Raw genomic sequence first — 4,361 nt, forward strand, 5'->3', positions numbered from 1 at the left:
CAGGTGAGCAGGAGACAGTGGCGCTCGACCAGGTTGTCGACAAGCTCGGGGAACTCGTTGAGCACTGAGGCCGAACCGGTTTCACTCGATCTGGTTCCCGTGGCGTTGATCGCGCCGCGGCTGAAGAAATTCGCCGTTGTTGTTGTGGTGTTCGGTGTGGTCGTCGGGTTGATCGTCAGTGTGTTCTCGACGGCGACCGTTGGAGTGATCGTCGGTGCCGTCATCGCGGTGCCGACGTCACTTGCGATCCTGGTGACGCTGCGCCGGCACATCACGTTGTACGGCAACAGAGTTCGTGCGCAAGCTGGTTTTCGAACCAACGTCGTCGACGTGGCCGAGGTACTCACGGCGGCATTGACGGTGCGATCCGGCCGGATCAGCGAAGTCAGCTTGACGCTCGGCGACGGACGGTCCACCGTGCGGATCCCGCTCGCGCTGTATACCGCGGGGGGTGGGCGCGAGTTGGAGATCCTTGCACTCCGCAAGCTCGCCGACGCGCTGGCGGCCAGCGAGTTGGTACCGGCTGCCGCGTTGTCCTCGGTGCTGATCGAACAGTTGCGTGCCGAAGCCCGCGGCGCCGGACTCGCCGAGCGTCCGCTCTACCGCGCCGTCGAACTCGTGACGGCGGAGGGACGAGTGCCGAGAACCACACTGACAGACCACGAAGTGGCCGGTTTACTCGACTAGCGTGGAAACCGTTCTTACAGCGTTGTAGAACGGACAGTCGTGAAAACGGCAGGTGAGGAGTCGGCAATGAGTATTGCGCCCGTAACCGTCACGGTAACCGGAGCATCGGGTCAGATCGCATACGGAATGCTTTTCCGCATAGCTGCGGGGGAGATGCTCGGCGCTGACGTCCCGATCAAACTTCGACTGCTCGAGATTCCTGCCGCCGTGTCCGCTGCCGAAGGCGTTGCGATGGAACTCGAAGACGGCGCATTTCCGTTGCTGAGCTCCATCGACATCACCGACGATCCCGATGTCGCCTTCTCCGGCGCGAACGTCGGGATGCTGGTCGGCGCACGTCCGCGGAGCAAGGGGATGGAGCGTGCCGACTTGCTGAGTGCGAACGGCGCGATTTTCACAGCGCACGGGAAGGCGATCAACAACAACGCAGCCTCGGACGTCAAGGTGCTGGTCGTGGGAAATCCGGCCAACACCAACGCGCTGATCGCGATGAACAATGCACCGGATGTGCCCGATGCTCGGTTCAGCGCGCTGACACGTCTCGACCACAACCGAGCGATCGCGCAGGTGGTGAAGAAGACCGGGGTTCGTGCGTCGTCGGTGCGCAAGGTGTCCGTCTGGGGAAATCATTCGGCGACGCAGTACCCGGACCTGTCCCACGCGACTGTCGCAGGTGAGCCTGCACTCGCGGTGATCGACGACCGCGACTGGGTGGAGAACGATTTCATCCCGACTGTGCAGGTGCGAGGCACCGCCATCATCGCTGCGCGTGGATCGTCCTCTGCGGCGAGTGCGGCCAGCGCGTCGATCGACCACGTCCGCGACTGGGTGATCGGTACCGCCGAGGACGACTGGGTATCCATGGCCGTCTGTTCGGACGGTTCCTACGGGGTGCCCGAAGGATTGATCTCGTCCTTCCCGGTGACCTGTGCCGATGGCGAGTTCGCTATCGTTCCCGACCTCGCGATCGACGACTTCTCGCGCGAACGGATTGACCTGTCCGTCAGCGAACTGGAGCAGGAGCGTGCGGCGGTGCGGGAGTTGGGCTTCGTCTGAGGTTCGTCTTGATCAGAGATCTCGGAACAGGTACTGATCGGGATCGTCAGCCCCGAGCACGGGCGGCGACACCATCGGCAGATCGTCGACCATCGAATTCTCGTCGCCGGCAGTGACGAGATACCCCGGAGTGGTGCGTGACGACTCGTCGTCCCGCGATCCGCGGGGTCCACCGCCCAGCATGCCGCCCGGCGACATGCCAGCATTGCCGGCCACCGACGACGGTGCACCCAGGCCGGGCGTTGCTATTGGAACCGGTTGAGCTGCAGCAACTCCCGCTGCGCCTCTCATCATTCCGCCGATAGTGCCGCTTCCGCTCAGCCATGCTCCGCCAGAGCTTGCCGTCGCACTGGGTGACGGCGACGCGCCGGCTGCGAGTGACGTCGACGGATTGCCTGCGCCCCACAGCTTGTCGACGCCGGTCGGAAGCCCGGCGCCGGCCTGTGCAGCCGAGGTTCGAACAGCCTCGGTGCCTGGCTGAGTGGAGTCCGGGTGGGTGGAGTACGGCGCATCACCGGCATCGGTTGAGGCAGAAAGAGGTTGGGCGATCTGACGGGCGGCGTTGTTGATTGCCTCCGCACTGACCAGGTTGGAGAGTGCCTCACTGGTCGGTGGGGTCGGCACGGGGATCGGTCCGGCAAGGGCGTTCATGGCTGCGGTGTGCCCGAGCATCTCCCCACGCGTCCGAGTCACCGCCGCGACGGCTGACTGCATGTGTTCAGCTGCCGAGGCAAGCAACATCGCCTGTCCTGGTGGTGTCCACGCGATGGGCGCGGCAGCTGCAACCGTGGTGGCGAAGGACTGCGCGATTGCCGCGAGATTCGCGTTGCCTCGCTGCACCGATTCCGCGGCGGCAGCAGCAGTTTTCGATATCGCGGTTCCGCGTTCGCTCAATTCTGCGCCGCTGTTCTGGGCGGATCGCGACAGTTCGGTCGCGGCGTCACTGCCGGTGCTGTTCCAGGTCTGGCTTACCTCGGCGACCGCGCTTCGGGACAGTCCCATGGCGTGGTCGATGAGAGTGGACGCCTGATCGAAGATGCCGACGGGATCGATGCCCGCAAAAGTGCCTGTGCCGAGACTCTTCCCGAGTTCGATCAAGGGCGCGAACAGATCTTCGATTCCGGGGAGTGCCGGTACCGGTATGCCGGCGAGCATCGATTCGACCACATTGTTCGGCAGTGCCGGGGCAGGAGCGCCACCGTGAGGGAATTCGATGACGGTCGTCGAGTCGTCTTCGGTGCTCACGCGGTCGCGCCCGTCGATCCGGCCACAGCGGTCAGATCTGTTGCGATTGCATGATCTGTGGTGTCGTAGGCCTGCGCGGCTGCACCGGCCGTCGCGGCGTTGCCGGCGTAGAACGTGGCGAGTGCTGCAACATCTTTGGTGTGTGTGGCCTGAGCGCGCGCGAATGCTTCGAGAAATTCGATCCCGACGGGGCCCACGGCCGGTGCGACTGCTGCGATGTTTGCACCCAGATCGACGGCGGCGGCCTGCGCGATGCGTCCTGCCGCTTCGGTCGACGTCGAGCCGTACTTTCGGATGCCGTCAGTGGCGACAGTCAATTCGCTCATCATTACCCCCCAGTTGGTAAGCGTCGTGAGAACTTTAGCGGACCACTGTGGGCCCTTACAGGGAGACGACGCGACCTACTCAGCGGTTCCGGACAACCTGGACGAAGTGGCAGAGATTACATTCGGCTCCGGTGTTGGTATTGCGAGTGCGATCGATTTGGCACACTCGAACCATGCGAACCGCTTCGGACGTCATCCTCCGACTCACGTCCGATCCAGCTCGCTGTGGACTGGTGATGGATTTCGACGGCGTGCTTGCACCCATCGTCGACGATCCGTCGGCGAGTGCACTCCTGCCCGGCGCCGAAGACGTGCTCGCGACTCTGACGAAACACCTCGGTGTAGTCGGCCTGCTTTCGGGGCGGCCGGTGTCGTTTCTGCGAGAACGGCTGAGTCTGGATTCGGTTGTACTCATGGGTTCCTACGGTGTCGAGACCTGGACGGACAACGGAATCGAGGTGCTTCCGGCCGTCGCGGCGTTCAGTGATGCTGTCGCCGAAGCAGAAGCCGAATTGCGACGCTTGTTCGACTCTCCGGCAGTTCCTGGCATCCATGTCGAGAGCAAAGGCCTTGCGGTGGCCGTGCATTGGCGTCGGGCCGCGGATCGTGCGGTCGCGCAGCGCCTGGTGGAAGCAGCGACGACAGAAATCGCGAGCCGGACCGGGTTGCGGCGTGAGCCCGGCAAGTTGGTCGAGGAATTGCGCCCACCCGTTGAGGAGGACAAGGGGACAGGCCTCCTTCGCGCGATCGCGGCCGCAGGGGTCGACGTCGTCGCGTACGCGGGCGACGACCGGGGTGACCTACCGGCCTTTGCCGCTGTCCTTGCCTCGGGTGGAGAAGCGTTGGTGGTCAAGGGCGACGACATCGCACCGGAAGTGGCTGCTGTCGACGGCGTCCAGTTCGACGGCCCGCAGGCATTCCTCGATTGGATGAAAGAGCTTGCCGCGCAACTGGAACGCTGACGCGTAAGGTCAGTCTGCCAGGAACTCGACCAGGTCTTATTTCGAGGTGCCGCGTCCGCGGGGCAGAGTGACGCGAACCCGCGCG

Annotated in this window: 5 protein-coding genes; 3 read left to right on the plus strand and 2 right to left on the minus strand. The window is 64.2% G+C overall.

The genetic code is table 11. The features are described 5' to 3' along the window. Positions 1–57 precede the first annotated feature (57 nt). Together RWT78_RS28405 and RWT78_RS28410 are read left to right on the plus strand one after the other, a co-directional pair. A complete protein-coding gene (locus tag RWT78_RS28405) occupies positions 58–687 on the plus strand; it encodes a hypothetical protein (RefSeq protein ID WP_314682658.1) in 630 nt (209 codons plus the stop codon). 66 nt (positions 688–753) lie between these two features. Beyond that, complete coding sequence (locus RWT78_RS28410) at positions 754–1,743, plus strand: malate dehydrogenase (protein WP_003943334.1); 990 nt, start codon at positions 754–756, stop codon at positions 1,741–1,743. A gap of 12 nt (positions 1,744–1,755) precedes the next feature. Here RWT78_RS28410 and RWT78_RS28415 read toward each other — a convergent pair whose 3' ends face one another. Continuing rightward, entirely contained in the window at positions 1,756–2,988 is a 1,233-nt protein-coding gene (locus RWT78_RS28415; RefSeq protein ID WP_314682650.1) for a hypothetical protein, read from the minus strand. Beyond that, the gene (locus tag RWT78_RS28420; RefSeq protein WP_030536848.1) at positions 2,985–3,314 is read right to left on the minus strand and encodes a type VII secretion target; all 330 of its coding nucleotides are present in this window, start codon (positions 3,312–3,314) and stop codon (positions 2,985–2,987) included. The genes RWT78_RS28415 and RWT78_RS28420 overlap by 4 nt, the downstream gene beginning before the upstream one ends. Before the next feature lie 173 nt (positions 3,315–3,487). Between RWT78_RS28420 and otsB the strand changes: the two genes are divergently transcribed. Next, the gene (gene otsB / locus RWT78_RS28425) at positions 3,488–4,276 is read left to right on the plus strand and encodes a trehalose-phosphatase (RefSeq protein ID WP_314682654.1); all 789 of its coding nucleotides are present in this window, start codon (positions 3,488–3,490) and stop codon (positions 4,274–4,276) included. Positions 4,277–4,361: the final 85 nt, after the last annotated feature.

It is taken from the genome of uncultured Rhodococcus sp. (genome assembly GCF_963525155.1).
In the GTDB taxonomy this organism is placed as follows: domain Bacteria; phylum Actinomycetota; class Actinomycetes; order Mycobacteriales; family Mycobacteriaceae; genus Rhodococcus_F; species Rhodococcus_F qingshengii.